Raw genomic sequence first — 18,672 nt, 5'->3', positions numbered from 1 at the left:
TTCAGAGAGATTCAAAGGTCGGGCCGGACACCGGATCGCTCGATGGCGTTGGGTCGGCGTGATGCGTTGACGGGAGTATCGTCTTCGGCCTGGGGGCGATAAAGTAGGCGGCGGTGGTTTCTTTGTCGCTTCGCGGGCGACAATCAAAGCGCTTTAATTCGAGCGCTGGCAGTGCGCGTCAAAGCGCAAGAAGACGCACGACGATGAGGTCGTGGATGGTGCTGCTGGGGTTTCGGTAAGTGCTGTTTTGACTGCTCTTGCTGTCAGACCACAGCCGGGTCTGCTATCGATTGCGCCGCCAAACAGGCAGCCGTTCGTGCCGCGCTATTGGCGATTTCGTTGGGTGATACGTGATGGGTTCTCAGCAACGCACACTGCTCGAAGCGTTGCGCGACCCAATCGATGAACGCGCGCACCTGTGGCGACAGATGCCGGTTCTGCGGATAAACGGCCGACACCGGAAATGGCATGGGACGCCATGGCGCCAACACTTCGACGAGGCGGCCCGATTGCAGATGCGAATACGCGAGGAAATGCGGCACCTGGATAATGCCAAGGCCCTGCAAGCCGCATTGCAGATAAGCGTCGCCATCGTTCGCCGCCAGCTTCGAACGCATCGACACTTCAACAGGCTTGCCGTCCACGACGAAATCCATCGCGACGATCCGGCCGCTGCGACTCGAAAAGTAATTGACCGCGACATGCCGGTCGAGATCGGCCAGTACTTGCGGCGTGCCGTTCTTGCGCAGATATTCGGGACTCGCCACGGTGACGAACTCCGCCACGCCCACTCGCCGGGCAACGAGCGTGGAGTCCTGTAGCGGTCCCATCCGAATCGCACAGTCGACGCTGCTCTGGACCAGATCGACGGCCTTGTCGCCGATGCCGAGCATCAGATCGATGTCCGGATAGCGGGTGTGAAAATCATCGAGTGCCGGCACGATAACCAGCCGGCCTAGCGAACCCGGCATCTCGACCTTCAGTTTGCCGCGTGGAGACGCGGACACGGAAAGCGCATTCTCCGAGTCCTCGACATCGGCAAGAATGCGCAAGCAACGTTCGTAATAGGCCGCGCCGTCCGGCGTCAGACTGATGCGGCGCGTGGTGCGGTTCAGAAGACGCACCTTGAGGTGAGCTTCGAGACCTTGAATCGCGGTCGTCACGGAAGAACGCATCATATCCAGCGCGGCGGCGGCGCCGGAGAAGCTGTTGGTCTCCACCACCTTGGTGAAGACCTGCATCGCCTGAAGTTTGTCCATTGCGTTTACGCCGCGCAAGCATCGACGGCTTGCGTCATTTGCCTGCCGGGCGGCGCGACAACAGCCGTTGCACTTCACCGGCGAGGGCGTCGATATACGGATCGTACAAGCGGCACTCGTCGAGCGCGGCATGCAGCTTGAACAGGTACTCGGCGTTACTGCCGAATCGTCCCGCGGCACTCGCGATCAGCGGCGCAACCGTCGACACACGCGAATCGACCGCGTACTGTTCGACATCCGTTTCGGCGACGAAGGCGATCGCGTGCGTTGTTTCGCCATCGGCCAGCGTAATCGGCACCCACAACGGCCGATACGAACCCAGCACCATCTCGCGAATCCACACGAGCCTCAGCTCTTCGGCCATCGTCGGCGACGACAGTTTCAGTGCGACAGCATGCGTATGACCGCCTTCTTCGAGCGCGAGCATGCGCCCCGGCGTCTCGGTACTGCCGCGGCCGATATGCATGTGAAGACAGAAGCTGCGATGCCAGCCGTGCAGCGTCGCGACCTGCCGGTCGGCGAAGTGCACGAGTGGATTCCACATCAGCGAGCCGTACGCGAAGATCCAGATATCGCGCGTTTGCGCGGGCTTCGATTTGATGGTTTCCGCGAGCGAGCGCTCGATGCGCTCCGTCGACCAAAGGTTCGGCAGCGACTCGAAATGGTCGAGATATTCGCCCGAGTCGATCGCCTGTCTTGTAAGCATGGACGCCGCCAATTGAAAGTTCCAGAAGCGCCCGGAGCCGGCGCGTCGATAGAACGGTGCGCGCTCAGACTCCAGGCATGGAAGCAGTATGGCGGTGCGTCAGTGGCGGATAAACATGCATCCGGGAGACGCTTTGTTGATGTTGCGGAGACAATCCTTAGGGATCTTGGGGATTGCGGAGGGTGCTTTTTTCTAGGGTCAGGCCGCCGCATCTCGCGACAAACCCATCACCGCCTGCAAGATCGCCGCGCGCGCCTGGCCGAGAATCAGCCCGCGCCACACATCGTCTTCGCAATAGAAGCCAGCACGAATCTCCGCGCGAATCGTGTCGATCTGCCGCGGGTCGGCGTCCGGATGCTGGCGCACCCAGCTATCGGCGCGCAGCCGGTGCAGCATGTCGACGAGCGGCACCGTGCCGTATTCGATCGCGATCGCCGTCGTGCGCGCATGCGTGCAAGTGCGGCGCAGCGTGTCGAGCACCGGGCCCGCGACATTGGCCGCGACCGATGTGCCGTCGAGCGGACTCGTCACGTCGGCGCCCCACCATGCGCGCGCCCGTTGCAACTCCTGCGCGCCGAGTTGCCCGACGCAGATTTTCTCGCCGTGTCCGTAAGGACCGAGCCCCGTATGAAAATCGATCCAGCCGATGCTGTCGCACGCTGTGCCGAATTTTTTGAGCAGCGTCTGCAACAGACGCGTGCTCCACACCGTACGCGCGCCACCGAAGAACATTCCGTCGGCATGCCGATATTGCCCGATAGTCAGCGCCTGTTGATAAGCAGATTCGCCGCGTTCCTCGATGTATTTCGCGATCGCCGCCGCGTTCTCCTGCGACGGCGGCCACTCTTGCGGCACCAGCAACGCGTGCAGATCGTCATACGCGGGATTGACCGGCAACGGCTTCGAGAAATCGATGCTGTTGCGGTTCAGGTCGACGTTGTCCTCGTTGGTGCGGCTTAAATGCGAAAAGCCATACGGATTGATCGCATGCACGACGAGAATCGCGACGTTCAGCTTGTCGAGCAGCGCGTGCAGCGGCCGGTCATGCAATAACGCGACCTGTGCGGCCGAGCCGCAAAAGCCTTCGACGCCATGTGTACCCGAAGTCAGCACCAGCAAGCGGCGCGCGCTTTGAGGGCCGAGCCATACGACATCGGTGGCGAGTTCCTCGCCTTCGAGGCCGCGCTGATCCGGGATCACGTGGCTTTCGAAGTACGCGTCCGTATCCGCGGCGGACCGCTGATACAACTGCCGCGCGTTCTGATACGACGAAGCGAAATACGACGATGGATTCATTGCATCTCCAGATAACGCGCGCGGCGAGGATACGGACGGCACAGTTACGACAACGATCAGGCCTGGCTCAGGAACGATTCGGTCAGACGCACCCAGTACGTCGAGCCGAGCGACAGCACGTCGTCGTTGAAATCGTAGCTGGTGTTGTGCAGCATGCACGGCCCGAGCCCGTGACCATGGTCGCGGTGCGCGCCGTCACCATTGCCGATGTACGCATAGCAGCCCGGCTTTTCGAGCAGCATGAACGAGAAGTCTTCGGCGCCCATCGTCGGATCGATGTTCGTTTCGACGTGGTCGTTGCCAACGATTTGCTGCATCACGCCGAGCGCGAAGTGGGTTTCCTTCTCGGTGTTGACGGTCGGCGGATAGTTGCGGCGGAACGAGAACTCGACCGAGCAGCCATATGCGAGCGCGGTTGCTTCGGCGAGCTGCTTCATGCGGCTTTCGATCAGATCCAGCACTTCCACCGAGAACGTGCGCACCGTGCCGGCCAGCGTCGCGGTATCGGGAATCACGTTAACGGCTTCGCCCGCGTTGATCTGCGTGATCGACAGCACGGCCGCGTCGATCGGACGCTTGTTGCGCGTCATGATGCTTTGCAGGCCGGTGCCGATCTGCATCGCGGTGAACACCGGATCGATGCCGTTGTGCGGAATCGCCGCGTGCGCGCCGACGCCCTTCACCGTGATCTTGAATTCGTTGCTCGATGCCTGGGTCGCGCCGACACGCGCGCCGAATTCGCCGGCCGGCATGCCCGGCCAGTTATGCAGCGCGAACACCGCATCGACCGGAAAGCGCTGGAACAGACCATCTTCGATCATCGCCTTCGCGCCGCCGCCGCCTTCTTCGGCCGGCTGGAAAATAAACACTACCGTGCCGTCGAAGTTGCGATGCTTCGACAGATACTGCGCGGCGCCGAGCAGCATCGCGGTATGGCCGTCGTGGCCGCACGCGTGCATCTTGCCCGGATGCTGCGACGCATGCTCGAACGTGTTCAGTTCCTGGATCGGCAGCGCGTCCATATCGGCGCGCAGGCCGACCGCCTTGCTGCTCGAACCGTTGCGCAGTACACCAACCACACCGGTCTTGCCGAGCCCGCGCGTGACTTCGAGGCCCCACGATTCGAGTTGCTTCGCGACGACGTCGGCGGTGCGGTTCTCTTCGTAGCACAGCTCCGGATGCGCGTGGATGTCGCGGCGAATCGCCTGAATGCCGGGATTGGCGTGCGCAATTTCGGGGATGATCTTCATTGGGGTTTCCTTTTCTTCAGCGGCCGTTCGAACGGTGCGCATCATGCGCGCGGATGTGAACGGCCGGGTTCGGGTATCGAAAGTATCAGCGGATCACAGCTTATATCTACAAATAAAGCAGCGACAATCAAAGCAGCGGTTGCTTCGAGCGGTCCTTCAGCATCGCGATCGTCACGAGACCGATCACGCAGCCGAACAGGCCGTAGTACACGACAGCGAGCTTGTCTTCGGTGATCTTGATCAGCAGCGTGGCAATCGCGCCCGCAAAACCGCCGAAGATCATCACCGCAAAGTTGTAGCCGATCGCCATGCCGGTCGAGCGCACATGCGACGGGAACAGCTCGCAGACGAATGCGCAATACGAGCCCTGGAACAAACCGAGCGACGCCATCAGGCAGCACTGCACGAAAATCAGCACCGGCAAGGTCGGGTGGCTCGTCAGCAGCGCGAACAGCGGATACGAGATCACGAGGCTCAGCACGGTCGACGCCACCATCGGCTTCTTGCGGCCCAGCGCATCGGAGATAAAACCGGACGCGAACGTCGCGACGATATACGCGATCGCCGCGCAGCACGACGCAATCACGCTGCTCGCGAACGGGATGTCGAGCGTCTTCGTCGCATAGCTCGGCATGTAGTAATAGAAGATATACGTGCCGATCGTGCCGTACACAGTGAGGCCGAAGCCGGCGAGAATCGCGCGCCAGTGCACGACGATCGATTCGAGAAACGGCGCCTTTCTGGCCGGCGCGTGTTTGGCCTGCTGCCTGAAAACCGGCGACTCATCGAGCTTCGAGCGCACATAGAGACCGACCGGCACGATCAGCAGACCGAGCATGAACGGAATGCGCCAGCCGAAATCTTCGAGTTGTTGCGCGCTCAGCAAACGCGTGAGCGCGACACCGGTCAGTGCGCCGAGCAACATGCTGCAGGCCTGGCTGATCATCTGGAAGCTGCCGTACACGCCGCGCCGCTCCACCGGCGCGTGTTCGACCAGAAACGCGGTCGCGCTGCCCACTTCGCCGCCCGCGGAAAAGCCCTGCAAAAAGCGGCCGATCAGCATCAGGATCGGCGCGAAGATACCGATCTGCGAATAGGTGGGCGCCAGCGCGATGATGCCGACGCCGACCGCCATCAGCGAAATCGTCACGACGAGCGCGGATTTGCGGCCATGACGGTCCGCGTAATTGCCGAGGATGATGCCGCCGAGCGGCCGCGTCAGGAAGCCGACGCCGAACGTGGTCCAGGCGGCGAGCAGCGATGCGGTGGCGTTGTCACTGGGAAAGAACTGCTTCGCGATGATCGCGGCGAAGAAGGAGAAGACGGTGAAATCGAACCATTCGAGCGCATTGCCGATCGTGGCGACGACGATCACCCGAGCGTCGAACGACTTTGCTGCCGGTGCGATATGGGGCAACGCGTCGGCCTCGCGTCGTTGCACGGATACATCCATTCCTGTCTCCTTGTGTGTGCCGCTGGGTGAGTTCCCGAGTGCGGCATCGGTTGTTTTCGCGTGAATCGCGCGGGCTGTAAATCGGGCTTTGAATCTGGCTGTAACCCGCGCTGGCGGCCTGCGCGCGACATCGCCTGATGTTTGAACCTCATTGTCCATAGCCACTTAAATCAAGAAAAGCTAAAATTTCTTGTCATTCGCTTCAAGAAATTTGATGTATCGGCGCGCGGCTGAATGGTCGCGCGCGCACTCGCTTCCCCTCCATCGCTTCTTTCCCGCCGAGGCAATCTTGAGCACGATCCGCTTTCTGCGTACTTTTACGGCCGTCGCGCGCCACGGCTCGTTTGCGGTTGCCGCCGAGCAGATGGCGCTGACCCAGTCGGCGGTCAGCATGCAGATGCGCGCGCTCGAAACCGAGTTCAAACATGAACTGTTCGATCGCAGCGGCCGCAAGGTGATGCTCAACGCGATGGGCAAGAGCCTGCTGCCGCACGCGCAGCGTCTGCTCGCCGTGTACGAGGCGATGCGTATGACGGCCGGTGGCCTCGAGGAAGACGTCGGGCCGGTATCGATCGGCGCGGTCGAATCGGTCGTCGGCGCGCTGGCCGAAGCCGCCGCGCATCTGAAGATGAGCCGGCCGAATCTCGATGTGCGTATCACGGCTGCGAAATCGGTCGACCTCGCCGCGCGCGTCGATTCCGGCGAGATCGATGCGGCCGTGATCATCGATACGCCGGGCCGGCGGCCGGCCAGCGTGCAATGGACGCCGCTCTATTCGGAACCGCTCGTGCTGCTCGCGAATACCAACATGGCCAAGGAGTCGGTCGCGGAACTGCTGCGTACGCAGCGCTTTCTGCGCTTCGACAGAACGCAGCGTACCGGCGCGATCATCGATCGTGCGTTGCGCAAGCAGCGCATCAAGGTCAACGAGTTTCTCGAACTGAACTCGCTGGAAGGGATCGCCGAACTCGTGCGCCAGGGGATCGGCGTCGCGGTGGTGCCGCTGCTGCGGCGTTCATCGTGGATGCGTGATGAAGCGCTGCGCGTGGTGCCGCTGCCGGAGACTGGCGGCAAGCGCAACGTCGGCATGCTGGAGCGTGCGCAGCACGACAAGATGGGGGTGACCGCGGCGATCGTGCGGCAGTTGAAGGAGGTGATTTGAGTGCTGTGAAGGGGATTTTCTGAAGGCGACTGAAACGCGAACCGCGTAAAGCACACCGCACGCACATGCGCTACTGCGCCGGCACCGCCATCGGCCTCGAAAGCCGCTCGGCTCGTCGCGAAAAGTAAGCGCTTCTTTCTGCCAGCCAATAGGAGCGATGGCTCAGCAATAAAACTCGGGGTTGACGTTTGTCTGCGAGAACCGATCGGCTAGACAGTTAGTTGCCTTCCGAAGCCGGCGGGCAAATATCACCCTCGCTCGAATCCAGCGTGATGTCTGATACGTCAGTTAAACCACTCGGCGCTCAGCTCAGCTCAACTCAGTCCGTACGAGCTTCATTACCACCCGGCAAATCCAGCGCGAATTGCGCGTACGAAGAATCACGCATCGCACATCGCGAATCGCAATCAATCGCCGATGTCGCCCGTCGCGCCATGGCGCGCCGCATGGTAGCGAGACACCAGAGCAGCCAGTTCGTCGATCACCGCATACATCGCGGTCGTCGTGTCGACGCGGGTCTCGACGTTGGGCGCCCAATCGGGCGCGGCGCCTGGCCAGGTGCCATGCTTGAGCAGATATTCCCAGGCTGCGTAGCGCGGAGCAATAGGTCGGAAGTCCATCATGTGCCAATACTTGATGACGCCTCATCTGGCATCGGGAAACGACGCTGCGAGGCCATCGGAAATGGCCTCGCAGTTCAGAAGTGATTCATCGAAGCGAGCGGCGCGCTTCCAGCCGCGACGACGCGTACTACACCGTCGTCACATCGGATGCGCGACCGCCCATCAGATGGCTCAGGGAGCCACTGCGATACCGAAGATGTGCATCTTGCCGGCGCTGACATTCGCGGGCAGCGTCACGCTCTTCACCGTCTTGGCCGGATTGATCGTGATGGCCTGCGAGAACAGGTAGCTCTTCGTGTTGTCCTTGCCGCCCGTCGCCGTGTTGCGATACGGCATCAGCGCGACTTGCGTGTTCGTCAACGTACCGCCGCCGCCGTTCAACGTGCCATCGTCCAGCGTCAGCGACGCGGATGTGTTCGTGCCGTCGGTGTAGTTGACCACCACCGTGCCCGTGCTCGGACCGTTACCCGACGCGCCGAGGAACACCACGCTCGAACCCGTCGAACCGGCCGGCATGTCGATCGTCTGACCGGCCACCACGACGTTGTCGAGCGCCTGCTGGTTCGCCGTCAGATTGACCGGCAGCGTGAACGTCGCACCGAGCGTCGTCACCGTGCCTGCACCACCGATCACACCTGCCAGCGCCGTCGTCGAATAGCTGTTCAGGCTGCCGTCGAATGCCGCGCCGAGGCCGGTGTTCGCCACGCTGCCGTCAAGGCTGAAGCCCTGGTTGTTGAACGCGGCGGCAAGGTTTGCGTACTCCGGCAGACCGAACGACGGCGGTACATTCGCCGCACCCGTGCCCCACGACGAAGCCGAGCTACCCATCGCGTAGGTCATCGTCCCGCCGTTCGACACGTCGGAGTACGACAGCCACGGCGTAGCAACTGCCTTGCCGTTCACCTGCAGCGACTGCACGTAGTTCGAGTTCGGCGCACCAGCCGCGGTGATCGCGATCGTCTTGCCGTTTTCGAGCGTGATCGTTGCACCCGAAACTTGCGGGCTATGCAGCGCGAAACCTGCCACACCCGGCACTTCCGGATACATACCGAGCGTCGCCCACACATACCAGCTCGACATCGCGCCCATATCGTCGTTGCCCGGCAGACCGCCCGGCGTTGCAGCGAACTGCGTCGTGACGATCTTCTGGATCAGATCGCTCGTCTTCGACGGTGCGCCTGCCCAGTTGTACACCCACGGAATCGCGAACGAAGGCTCGTTACCGATGTACAGGTTAGCCGCGCCATTGCCCGCATTGAGGTTGGTTTGCAGCGCGTCGAGTCGCGTCTGGACCGTCGTGTTGCCGCCCAGCGTGTTGACGAGACCGGTCAGGTTCCAGGGCACCATCCACGTGTACTGCTCCGCGCTGCCCTGATCGTAGTTGTCGGTACTGGTCGGCGTTTCGCTGTCGAACGCACCGCTCGTCTGACGGCCTTCGAGCAGCGGCGGCGTGGACGCCGTGTTGATCGAATACTGCCAGCCGGCCGAACGGCCCAGCGCCTGCTGCGCCATCCACGTGTTGCCGAGCGCGGCCGCGAACTGCGATGCGGCGAAGTCGGTCTGGTTGTACTCGAGGCTCGACGAAGCGATCGCGGTTTCACCCGACGTGATGTAGCCGAACTTCAGATACGTCGAGCGGCCGCCGTTCACGCCGATCGTCGTACCGGATGCGTTCTTGCAAACGGCCAGGTTGTTCGTGTTCAGCTGCGCCATGATGTGGTTCAGCGCGCTAGCCGTGTTGAAGTTCTTCGCGCCGAATGCGTATGCGCTCGCAACGATGTTCGTGCCGCCGTCGCCGACCATCGTGCCGGAGTCATAGTTGTCGTTGACCCAGCGCGGAATCGCGCCGCACTGATCCGCGTCGTTCAGCAGCGACTGCACCATGTCGCTCGTTTCGGTCGGATACAGCATCGCGCGCAACGGCATCTGCGAACGATAGACGTCCCAATTCGAGAAGCCGGAGTACTGCGCCTGCTGGCCGCTCGCGAGCGTATGGGTCGTGCCGTCGAAGCCGAGGTACTGGCCGTTCGAGTCGCTGAAAATGCTCGGCGCCCACAGCGTGTGATAGAGCGCGGTGTAGAAGTTCGTCATCGTCGCGGCCGGGGTGCCCGACGCGAGGGTGATCGACTGCAGACGCTGGTTCCAGGCCGTGTCGGCGGCATTCTTGGTACCGTCGAAGTCCCAGCCGGCGTTTTCGTTCGTCACGTTCAGCTTCGCGTTCGCCATGCTGACGTACGAGATACCGACCTTGACGAGCACCGGCGTGCCCGCGTCGAACGAGAGCGTCGCTACACCGGAGCTAACCGTCGACGTGGCCGAGAACGGCTGGTTGAACACAGCGTAGAAATAGACCGGCACGCGGCTCGCCGCGCCTTCGAAGTCGCCGCCCACCGAAAAGCCGGCCAGTTCGGTGTTCGACAATTGCGTGATCGAACCCGTCGTCGCCGTCAGCGTGTTGGTATGCGTCGTATCGATCCGGACGAACTCGGGGCTGCTCGCCGGGAACGTGAAGCGCCCCATGCCCGTGCGCAGCGTCGCGGTCAGTTCGACCTTCACCTGGTTGTCGAGCGCCACCGCGTAGTAGCCCGGCTTCGCGGTCTCGTTCGCGTGCGAGAACGTCGGCGTCAGGTTGGCGAGCGTGGTCGTCGCCATGAACGGGATTTCACCGTCATTGCCCTCGCCGCCCGTACCCGTCATATGGGTCAGGCTGAAACCGGCGATCGAGTTGAAGTCGTAGTAGTAGCCCGGCGGCGAGCCCGGCTCGGCGGTGTTGCTGCCCGCCGGGGTCGTGTTGGTATCCGGGCCCCACTGCACCATGCCCGACGGCAAACCAGCCGCCGGCAGCGTGTTGCCGCCCGCGCCGTGCGCGGTCGGCGTCGGCGACGTGCCCGGTGCCGTACCGATCAGCGGGTTCACGTACTGCGTGAGCGAGTTGGCGACCGGGGGAGTCGTCGAACCGCCGCCCGGGTTGGACGTGTCACCGCCCGAAGGTCCCGACGGTTGCGATGCCCCCGTCGACGAACCCTGCGATGACGGATTGTTCGAACCACCGCAAGCCGCCAATAACAGGGTTATGGCTACCCCTACGGCGCCATTCCGTATTTCTCTTAGCATGAAGTTTTACCAGGTTGTACAACGATTGGCGGCTTGTCAGCACCGCCGGATTCTGTCTTTATTTCGCTGGTGTTAAATCGCGTAAATCAGCCGGCCATAGCCGATCGCTGCGCGAGCGAAGGGCGTTCCTCTCGGGCAGTTACGCTTACAGCGAATTTAAGGGAATGAAACAAAGGCCGCATTATTGGCCCGGAATATAAAGAATTTGTTTAGGTTTTGTTTAAAAGGCGTGACGGCAATTGGCCGATTGGATTTTGAAAGACCAATGCGAAAAGGTTCGCGCAGCGTTTGCAACGAACGGGTAAAGCCACAGCCCGTAACACAGCCCATAAACGAAACGCGGGCGGTGAGTGCCATGAACACTCACCGCCCGCTGACCATCGTCCACTCACATCAATTCACATCAATTGCAAGCGCCGTGTTGGTTTAATGTTCCGGACGCTACGCCTCGACACGGAATTGTCCGACCGCTTCCGCCAGGTCCGTCGCCTGCGTTTGCAGCGTCGAAGCGGCGGCGGCCGACTGTTCGACGAGCGCCGCGTTCTGCTGGATCATCTCGTCGAGTTGCGCGACCGCGCGGTTGACTTCCTGAATGCCGCGAGTCTGTTCGTCCGCCGCGCCCGCGATCTCGCCGATGATCGCGGTGGCATTCGAAACGCGTCCAACGATGTCTTCCATCGTCTGCCCGGCTTCCTTGACCAGCGACGCCCCGCCCGAGACGCTGTCGACGTTCGTCGCAATCAGCACCTTGATTTCCTTCGCGGCCTGCGCGCTTCGCTGCGCGAGCGTGCGGACCTCGCCGGCAACGACGGCGAAGCCCCGTCCGCCGTCTCCGGCGCGGGCCGCTTCGACCGCTGCATTGAGCGCGAGAATGTTGGTCTGGAAGGCAATGCTGTCGATGACGCCGATGATGTCATTGATCTTTCCGGACGCCGCTTCGATATCGCGCATCGTCGACACGACGCCGGCCACCACCTGCCCGCCTCGCGACGCCGCACCCGCCGCCGCGGACGTCGTTTCATTCGCGAGACGCGCGGAGCCCGCGGCCTGCGTCACCGTCGACGTGATCTCCTCCATCGACGCGGCCGTCTGTTGAAGACTCGCGGCGGCTGCTTCCGTGCGGCGCGAGAGATCGAGGTTACCCGAAGCGATCTCGCTCGCCGCGTGCTGCACCGACGCGCTGGCATCGCGGATGCGGCGGATCACGTCGTGCAGCTTCGCGACGAAACGGTTGAACGAATCCGCGATTTGCGCGACTTCATCGTTGCCCGCGACCGGCAGCCGCTGGGTCAGGTCGCCGGTGCCGCTGGCGACGGCCTGCATCGCGTCGCGCACTTCACCGAGCCGGCGGAACGCACCGGACGTCAGGAAAATGGCCACACCGACCGCGGCCAGCGTCAGCACGACCATCGCAGTCGCCATTGTGCGGATCATGCTGCGCAGACCGGTCGTCGCTTCGGTCTTGTCGAGCGCAATCACGACGTCCCAATCCGTGCCCTTGACCGGTGTGACCGACAGCAGCTTCGGCGCGCCGGCGATCGTCACTTCGGATGGCGAGTCGGCTCCCGCCATCTGGGTCAACCTGTCGGGTGTCAGTTCGGGCGCGACGTCCGTGGTCGGCTTCAATGCAAGCGCCGCGTCCGGATGCGCGATGACCTGGCCGTCTTTCGACACGACGAAGGCAAGGCTCGAAGGTGTTGGGTGAACGGCCTTCACGACGTCGCGTATCCCGTCGAGCGTCACGGCGCCGCTCAGCACGCCGACCGCCTTGCCGTCGCGAATCATCGGTGTCGTGAAGGCCACGAAGGGTTGGCCCGTGACGGAATCCGGGTAGGGCTTCGTGATCACGAGTTTAGCCGCGTCAATCGCGGCCTTGTACCACGGGCGAGCTGTCGGGTCGTAGGTCGGCGGCGTCTGCGCGGTCGAGAAAAACGTCTTGTCCGTCCAGCCGACGGTCGCGACGAAATCGTCGTTCCTGGCCATCTGCGCGACGTGGCCCTGAGGGTCGCCGTGTTCCACCGTCGCGGCGGTTTCGGTGACCGCGCGTTCCTTCGAAGCCACCCACTGGCTAATGGTTGCCGTATTGCTGCCCGCTATCGAATTCAGGTTCGCGTTGATTACGTCCATCGTGTTGGCACGAACGATTGCGTAAGTCACAGCGCCTGAAAGAATAAGGGCTCCCACAACGGTGGCAGAAGAAATAATGACGATCCTGCCTCTTAACGTTAGAGCCATATCGCAGTCCCGGGTTATTTTGTAATTTAGAGTTCCAGCAAAAGTACTGGATGACCAATTCACGACCGTGTTTTCCGGCACGGGTCGACTTACGGGTAAACGGCAGATAAGCGGGAGATCTTTACCCTCGACCGGCGCGGGATGCACCGGCGGTGTTGACGCGGTTATCGGAGCTGTAACTGCAGGCGCGTAGGGCTTTTCGCTGAGAAGCGCTAAGAAGCGCGGGCGCTCTCGCGGGTGCTCTCGATTGCAACCATTTATACCTGTTTATACCTGCTAACAGGGACTAATGAATCGCGAATGTCATAGCCTTTGCGTCGCACCGCGGCCATGACTGCGTCGATATTGAGCAATATAAATTCGCGGATGAAACGCACACGACAGGCGCCGTCGTGGCCGGCGCCTGCCGTCATACGTAGCGTGCGGACTTCAATCGGGAATCACCGGCTCGACCAGCTTCGCCAGTTGCGCGAGCGATTCCTGCCAGCCGAGGCAGCACATTTCGACGGGAATGACCTCGGGAATGCCTTCCTGCACGATGGTCAATTCGGTGCCGCACGACACCGCGCGCAACGAGACAGTGGTGATCATCTGGCCGGGCAAATTCGGATCGTCGAAACGGTCCGTGTAGCGAATCTTTTCGGACGGCACCAGTTCGATGTACTCGCCGCCGAACGAGTGGCCATTGCCGGTGCCGAAGTTGCGGAACGACATTCTGAACGTGCCGCCGACGCGCGCTTCCATCTGATGAACCTGACACGTGAATCCATACGGCGGCAGCCACTTCGCCAACGCGTCGGGTTCGAGAAACGCGCGATAGAGCCGCTCGGGAGTCGTGCGCAGCACACGGTGAAAATTGACGGTTCCGGTAGCCATGGTGATCGCCTTTCGCTGGAGGGGTTGAACATACTCTCACGACGGACCGGCGACGTGGATATCGACAGCTGGCAGACCAGGAGAAACCCGAATCGGATATTGGCCTGGTCGCTTTGCGCGCCGGATGGCGAGACGACACATTCACATTCGCGCACTGTGTACGGCAAGCCGGTTTCAGCTGGCACGTACGCGCATCGAGCGAAGTTTCCCGATTGCGAGCGCGGTGCCGACAAGAATCGTCGCGCACCCGGCGATCATCCGCGGCGTGATCCTCTCGTCGAGAAACATCGCGCCCCATAGCACGCCGAAGATCGGAATCAGGAACGTCACCGACGCCGCATACGCCGCCCCGGCGTGCTCGACCAGCCTGAAGAACAGCACATAGGCGAAGCCGGTGCACAGAATGCCCAGCGCGGCCACGCACGCCCATGTCGAAGGCGTGACCGCATCACGTGGCCACGCGAGCAGCGCGAGCGGCACCAGCATGATCGACGCGAAAAGCTGGCTGCCGAATGCCACGACAAAAGGCTGCACGCCCGCGAGACGCCGCTTCGAATAGTTGACCGCAAAGCCGTAGAAAAGCGTCGCGAACAGCGCCGCGCCGATCGCAAGCGGAACGCCCTTCACGCCCGCGCCGAACATGTCCGATACCAGTACCACCACGCCGGCGAGCCCGAGCAGCAGACCGAGCGCTTGCAAGCGTCCCATCGGCGACTGGAACAACGTGGTCGCGATCAGCGCGGCCCACAGTGGCGTCGTCGCATTCAGTACCGAGTCGAGCCCGGCATTCAGATAAAGCGTCGAATAAGCGAGCAGACAGAATGGAATCGCGGAGTTGGTCACACCGACGACGAACAGCGGCCACAACTTCGAGCGGAATTGACTGCGTGCGTCCGCCGTGCGTAGCGCGGGGATCAAAACCAAAGTTGCAATGCCGACCCGAAGCGCGATCAACGCAATCGGCCCGAGTTCTGGCGTGGCGACGCGCATGAAAAGAAAAGACGCGCCCCAGATTGCCGCGAGCAGACAGAGTTCGATAAGGTTCATGGCCGTGAAGAGGAATTGACGTCGAAACATCGCCCGCGATGCGCAAAGCGATTTGCGCGCGAGCCGTGGACTGCGGACTGCGGACTAAATCAAACAGCAGTTAGCAGCGGCACTGATCTTCGTGACGGCGCCACATATGGAGCGCGGCGTAGGCGCGCCATGGCTGCCACTGTTCGGCGTGTCGATTCAGCGCTGACGCGCTCGAATAGCCGAGTTGCTTCTTCAGCACCGCGTCCCCCTCGGGAAACGCGTTAGGCCATCCCAGCGAGCGCATCGCGATGTATTGCACCGTCCATTCACCGAGCCCGCGAATACGTCGAAGCGCGTGCAGCGTGGGCTCGAGCGGCGCGGCCGGTTCAAGCATGATCCGTCGCGACGCGACTTCGCCGGCGAGTGCGACGATCGCCTCGGCGCGGGCGCGCGTGATGCCGGTTTGCTGCAATGTGGCGACCGGCAATCGGCTGAACGTCGCCGCGCCTGGAAACGTCCGCGTCAATCCATAAGGGGCCGTTGTCGTCGTTCCGAAGCGCTCCGCGATTCGCGACAGAATCTTCCGGCTATCCGGTACTGAAGCGTGCTGCCCGACGATCGCCCGCACTGCGATTTCGAAGCCATCCAGCGCGCCTGGTACACGCATGCCGGGATGCTCGATCGCAAGTTCGCCGAGACGTTCGTCGATCAGATCGGGACGCGCCGACAGATCGAACATGCGCCGCACTCTCGCGAGCACTTCCGCCAGAACCGGTATCACGGCCACCGGCATCGTCACGTTGATCGCAAAACGTAGCGGGTCGTTCGTGACGCTGATCCAGCCGACCACGCTCTGCTCGCCTTTGTTGATTTCGATGACACGGCTGTAGCGATCGTCGCTGACTGCCTCGACGCCGCTGATCTGTCGCTGCCTGAAAAAGCTCTGCATGCCGGACCATGAAAACGGCGGCCGATATCCGAGCGCGAAACACAGCGTGTCCGGCGGATTCGCGTCGGTTGTTTTGCGAAATCGCTGCGGATTCAGGCCGTATTTCTTCAGAAACAGATCGTTGAATCGCCTGACACTGCCGAACCCCGCCGCCAACGCGATCCGCGTGATCGGCAGACGCGTGTCGGTCAGCAAACGCTTGGCCATCAGCAAGCGCTGCGTCTGCGCATATTCGACGATCGACACGCGATACTCGGCATCGAAAATGCGCCGCAAATGACGATCGGTTACGCCGACGCGCGCCGCCAGTTCGGGAATTCCAGCGCTGTTCAGGAAGCCCTCTTCGATCAGCGTGGCGGCCGATCGCGCGAGTTGCGCGGACAGGTCGAGAAGACCGTTGCCGGGCGCCAGCTCAGGGCGGCAACGCAGGCACGGACGAAAACCCGCTTTTTCGGCGGCGGCCGCGCTGACGAAGAAATGGCAGTTCTCGCGCTTCGGCGTGCGCACCGGACAAACCGGCCGGCAATAGATGCCCGTCGAGGACACGCCGACGAAAAACCAGCCGTCGAAACGACGGTCTCGCGCGAGCAGCGTCTGATAGCAGGTGTCGGGGTCGAGTCGCATGGTTCAACTGTAGCCGAAGCCCGGCCATGATTCTGGCCAGATTCGGACATGTGTATCGGCATCGATCGTGCTGGCAATGCGAACCAGCCATTGAGCGTTTGACAGTCGTTTAACAGGTGTATCGCCGTCGTCTACGTTTATTACCCGTCATTACCCTCGCGGTCGCATCGGAGCGTGCGCTACAGTCGTCTCACTCCCCGCGCAACACCTCACCGATGCACCAAAGCGGCTCGTTCCATCAACGACGTTTGCTTACACTCCGCAAAAACTTTTCATCGTGCGAACCGTTAGCCTTTGACGACGGCATGAATGCCCCTACGCCCCATACGCGCTTTACGCCCAGTACGCGTTGAACATTCAACTCTGATACGACATGAAAATGAAACACGCCAATACACGTGACAACACCGCTAGCCCGCGCCGCCGCCTCGCCATCGCACTGGCGGCAAGCAGCGCACTCGCCGCTGCATTGTTCGCCGGCAGCGCGCCGGCTTCCGCGCAGGTGATGGTGCTCGCGCCGCCGACACCGGTCTACGAAGCGGCGCCCGCGCCGCGCGTCGGCTATGAATGGGAGCGTGGTTATTGGGGCTGGCAGTATGGCCGCTACGTGTGGGTGCCGGGTCACTGGACCGAGGTCGCGCGCCGCGCGGAGTTCGCACCGCGCGTACCGGTCGCACCGGCCGCGCCGGTTTCGCAGGTGATGCGTCTGTCGGCCGATGCTTTGTTCCCGTTCGATCGCGGCGATGTCGGCGACCTGCTGCCGGGCGGGCGCGCCGATATCCGCGACATCGCCGCAAAGCTCGGCGCGACGCATTTCGGCCACATCGAGGTGCGCGGCTACACCGATCGTCTGGGCTCGTCGGCGTACAACCAGCAACTGTCGCAGCGCCGTGCCGACGCGGTGAAGGCGATGCTGATCCAGCACGGCATTCCGGCTGATCGCATCGATGCGCATGGCCTCGGCGAGCAGGATCCGCTCACCCATTGCGCCGACAATCAGCCGCACGACAGCCTCGTCGCCTGTCTGCAACCGGATCGCCGGGTCGAGATCGTCACTTTCGCGCGGACGGACGACCGTTATATGCCGGCGCCGCGCGGCGTCGCGATGATGCGGTAGTAACGCGCGCGGCCATCACTGACACAACAACACCACGAACAATTTCTAGACTTGAAAAGCTTGAAGATTTCGTGTCCCAAGATTGATCTCCCCGGCAACCTTCTACCAGGAACGATATGGACATCGACTCGATCCGCCAGACCGCGTTTGCAATGCCCGCGCACAATCCGGCCTATCCGCGCCCGCCATTCCGGTTTATCAACCGCGAGTACTTCATCATCTCGTACGAAACGGAGATGGACGCATTGCGCGCGATTGTTCCGGAGCCGCTGAAGCCGGAAAACGCGCTGGTTCACTATGAATTCATCCGTATGCCGGATTCATCGGGCTTCGGCGACTATACGGAAAGCGGTCAGGTGATCTCGGTGCGCGATATGGACGGACGCATCGGCAACTACACGCATTCGATGTATCTCGACGACGAAGGTCCGATTGCCGGCGGCCGCGAGATCTGGGGCTTTCCGAAGAAGCTCGCGCGCCCCAAACTGGGCGTCGACGGCAACGACACGCTGCTCGGCACGGTCGACTACGGCACGCAGCGTATCGCGACCGGCACGATGGGCTACAAGCACCGCACGCTCGACATCGAAACCGAGCGCGCGAAGCTTGCCAATACACCGAACTATCTGCTGAAGATCATTCCGCACGTCGACGGCACCGTGCGTATCTGCGAACTGGTGCGTTTCTTTCTGCGTGACGTCACCGTGCTCGGCGCATGGAGCGGCCCGGCCGCGCTCGAACTGCGTCCGCACGCACTCGCGCCGGTCGCGGATTTGCCGGTCAAGCACGTTGTTGGTGCGCGTCATGTGATTGCGAATCTCACGCTCGATCTGGGTGAGGTCGCGTTCGATTATCTGGCGCCGGTTGAGGTGGAAGCGGAAGCTGCATAACGTTCGGCATCCGGCTACTAGCCTCGACTCGACGTACGAGTTTGCCGCTTTCAGAACCCGCAACGATTGTCAGCCAGTCCGGCAATCGTTGCGGGTACTAC

The 18,672-nt window shown here is 62.1% G+C and carries 15 protein-coding genes; 3 read left to right on the top strand and 12 right to left on the bottom strand.

Annotated features, from left to right (window positions below; genetic code table 11):
• Positions 1 to 263: 263 nt before the first annotated feature.
• The 5 genes from L0U82_RS34190 to L0U82_RS34170 all read right to left on the bottom strand — a co-directional run bounded on the left by L0U82_RS34190 (position 264) and on the right by L0U82_RS34170 (position 5,964).
• Positions 264 to 1,259 carry a LysR family transcriptional regulator gene (locus tag L0U82_RS34190; protein ID WP_233838061.1) on the bottom strand — a complete coding sequence of 332 codons (996 nt, stop codon included), beginning with the start codon at positions 1,257 to 1,259 and terminating at the stop codon, positions 264 to 266.
• Positions 1,260 to 1,293: 34 nt separating this feature from the next.
• Complete coding sequence (locus tag L0U82_RS34185) at positions 1,294 to 1,965, bottom strand: gamma-glutamylcyclotransferase (RefSeq protein WP_233838060.1); 672 nt, start codon at positions 1,963 to 1,965, stop codon at positions 1,294 to 1,296.
• Between the two features lie 198 nt (positions 1,966 to 2,163).
• A complete protein-coding gene (locus L0U82_RS34180) occupies positions 2,164 to 3,261 on the bottom strand; it encodes a M14 family metallopeptidase (protein ID WP_233838059.1) in 1,098 nt (365 codons plus the stop codon).
• 56 nt (positions 3,262 to 3,317) lie between these two features.
• On the bottom strand, positions 3,318 to 4,511 hold the full coding sequence (locus tag L0U82_RS34175; RefSeq protein WP_233838058.1) for a M20 aminoacylase family protein: 1,194 nt from the start codon (positions 4,509 to 4,511) through the stop codon (positions 3,318 to 3,320).
• 127 nt (positions 4,512 to 4,638) lie between these two features.
• Positions 4,639 to 5,964, bottom strand: a complete 1,326-nt coding sequence (locus L0U82_RS34170) for an MFS transporter (RefSeq protein WP_233838057.1) — start codon at positions 5,962 to 5,964, stop codon at positions 4,639 to 4,641.
• A 289-nt stretch (positions 5,965 to 6,253) separates the two neighbouring features.
• Between L0U82_RS34170 and L0U82_RS34165 the strand changes: the two genes are divergently transcribed.
• Positions 6,254 to 7,126 (top strand): LysR family transcriptional regulator, encoded by an 873-nt coding sequence (locus tag L0U82_RS34165; protein ID WP_233838056.1) that lies wholly within the window; start codon positions 6,254 to 6,256, stop codon positions 7,124 to 7,126.
• 407 nt (positions 7,127 to 7,533) lie between these two features.
• Here L0U82_RS34165 and L0U82_RS34160 read toward each other — a convergent pair whose 3' ends face one another.
• The 7 genes from L0U82_RS34160 to L0U82_RS34130 all read right to left on the bottom strand — a co-directional run bounded on the left by L0U82_RS34160 (position 7,534) and on the right by L0U82_RS34130 (position 16,564).
• Complete coding sequence (locus L0U82_RS34160; protein WP_233838055.1) at positions 7,534 to 7,749, bottom strand: hypothetical protein; 216 nt, start codon at positions 7,747 to 7,749, stop codon at positions 7,534 to 7,536.
• Positions 7,750 to 7,920: 171 nt separating this feature from the next.
• Positions 7,921 to 10,863, bottom strand: a complete 2,943-nt coding sequence (locus tag L0U82_RS34155) for a GH92 family glycosyl hydrolase (protein WP_233838054.1) — start codon at positions 10,861 to 10,863, stop codon at positions 7,921 to 7,923.
• 156 nt (positions 10,864 to 11,019) lie between these two features.
• Positions 11,020 to 11,220: a hypothetical protein gene (locus L0U82_RS34150; RefSeq protein WP_233838053.1), complete on the bottom strand. Its 201-nt coding sequence runs from the start codon at positions 11,218 to 11,220 to the stop codon at positions 11,020 to 11,022.
• Between the two features lie 84 nt (positions 11,221 to 11,304).
• Positions 11,305 to 13,098 carry a methyl-accepting chemotaxis protein gene (locus tag L0U82_RS34145; protein ID WP_233838052.1) on the bottom strand — a complete coding sequence of 598 codons (1,794 nt, stop codon included), beginning with the start codon at positions 13,096 to 13,098 and terminating at the stop codon, positions 11,305 to 11,307.
• A 429-nt stretch (positions 13,099 to 13,527) separates the two neighbouring features.
• Entirely contained in the window at positions 13,528 to 13,974 is a 447-nt protein-coding gene (locus tag L0U82_RS34140) for an SRPBCC family protein (protein WP_233838051.1), read from the bottom strand.
• A gap of 174 nt (positions 13,975 to 14,148) precedes the next feature.
• A complete protein-coding gene (locus L0U82_RS34135) occupies positions 14,149 to 15,021 on the bottom strand; it encodes a DMT family transporter (RefSeq protein ID WP_233838050.1) in 873 nt (290 codons plus the stop codon).
• Between the two features lie 100 nt (positions 15,022 to 15,121).
• A complete protein-coding gene (locus tag L0U82_RS34130; RefSeq protein ID WP_233838049.1) occupies positions 15,122 to 16,564 on the bottom strand; it encodes a DNA-3-methyladenine glycosylase 2 family protein in 1,443 nt (480 codons plus the stop codon).
• Between the two features lie 379 nt (positions 16,565 to 16,943).
• Between L0U82_RS34130 and L0U82_RS34125 the strand changes: the two genes are divergently transcribed.
• Positions 16,944 to 17,681, top strand: coding sequence for an OmpA family protein (locus tag L0U82_RS34125; RefSeq protein WP_233838048.1), 738 nt, complete (start codon positions 16,944 to 16,946; stop codon positions 17,679 to 17,681).
• A 116-nt stretch (positions 17,682 to 17,797) separates the two neighbouring features.
• Positions 17,798 to 18,571 (top strand): acetoacetate decarboxylase, encoded by a 774-nt coding sequence (locus tag L0U82_RS34120; RefSeq protein ID WP_233838047.1) that lies wholly within the window; start codon positions 17,798 to 17,800, stop codon positions 18,569 to 18,571.
• The last annotated feature ends 101 nt before the right edge of the window (positions 18,572 to 18,672 follow it).

The sequence above is a fragment of the Paraburkholderia sp. ZP32-5 genome (genome assembly GCF_021390495.1).
GTDB lineage: Bacteria > Pseudomonadota > Gammaproteobacteria > Burkholderiales > Burkholderiaceae > Paraburkholderia.
This window is presented reverse-complemented; position numbering and strand designations above follow the sequence as displayed.